At 65.6% G+C, this 759-nt stretch carries 1 protein-coding gene; it reads right to left on the bottom strand.

The window, feature by feature from the left end; translation table 11 throughout:
- Positions 1 to 759, bottom strand: a 759-nt coding sequence (locus ACTIGF_RS15535; RefSeq protein ID WP_439637737.1) for a YHS domain-containing protein, incomplete at both ends; no start/stop codon positions are given.

The following is a 759-nucleotide window of genomic DNA, read 5'->3' as shown; positions in this document are numbered from 1 at the left end:
CGGCCGCCTCGAAATAGACGGGGACCGATCCACTATGCCCCCGGAACTGATGCGGGAAGAGATCGGGAAAGAAGGTGGCGACGACGCTGTAGAGATAGGCCGTGCCGACGCCGATCGAGATCAGCGTCCACATGTTCGGGCTGCGGTTGACGAAGGATTCGTAGCCACGGTGGAAGAAGGGTATGGCGGCCCACAGTACGACGGGCGTCGCAAGCGCGAACTCAAGCCACGCGGCAATCGGCTCGCCGATCCAGTCGCGCACCGCCAGGCCGACCATGGGCCCCATAGCGATGACAAGCAATGGCAGCGACAGGACAGCGGAGACCCAGAACCTGCGCGTGAAGTCGACCAGTTCAGGGTTCGGACCCTCGTCGCCTGTCGGCACGCCCATCGGCTCGAGCGCCATGCCGCAGATCGGGCAGGAGCCGGGCTTGTCGCGCACGATCTCGGGGTGCATCGGGCAGGTGTACTGCGTGCCCTTGGGCATCGGCGCCGGGGCGGGCCGATCACCGAGATAGCGCGCCGGCTCGGCCTCGAACTTGCCCTTGCAGCCCGCCGAGCAGAAATAGAACTTGTCGCCTTCGTGGCGATGGAAGTGTCTAGCGGACGCGCGATCCACGTCCATGCCGCAGACCGGATCGGTAGCAGTCAGGAAGGACTCCGGTTCAGCTATGAACTTGGTGCGGCAGCCAGCGCTGCAGAAGTGAAACATGCGTCCGCCGTGCTCGGCGCTCGGCTTGCCTGCCCCCGCGTCGACCG

It is taken from the genome of Oceanicaulis sp. (assembly GCF_051859625.1).
Classification (GTDB): Bacteria; Pseudomonadota; Alphaproteobacteria; order Caulobacterales; family Maricaulaceae; genus Oceanicaulis.
Note: the sequence above shows the minus strand (reverse complement) of the source record. Positions and strands in the feature narration are given on the sequence as shown.